1 protein-coding gene is annotated in these 252 nt (G+C 59.9%); it reads left to right on the top strand.

Annotated features, from left to right (window positions below):
- The coding region (locus tag AC0L20_RS41465; RefSeq protein ID WP_473295906.1) for a hypothetical protein at nucleotides 1-220 on the top strand (220 nt) is incomplete at its 5' end.
- Nucleotides 221-252 lie beyond the last annotated feature (32 nt).

The raw sequence follows: 252 nt of genomic DNA, 5'->3' as shown, positions 1-252 counted from the left end.
GGCGCAGCAATTCACACCCGAGTCGCTGCCTATCGGCCAAGCCGCTGATCTTGTGTGGCACGCCCACTTGGCGGGCCACGCAACGGGCTACCTGGAGCAAGTACAACACTTGATACAAATCTGCTCGCCTGCCGATATGCAGCGCGCGGCCCAGCAACTGAACGACGCCACAGGCGGCTGGCATTGCATCGCCAATGACCCAGTCTCAATTCCCCTTTGACTTGATGTTATGCGACCAGTGCCTGCCTGACC

It is taken from the genome of Bradyrhizobium sp. Kon58 (genome assembly GCF_055807455.1).
Note: the sequence above shows the minus strand (reverse complement) of the source record. Positions and strands in the feature narration are given on the sequence as shown.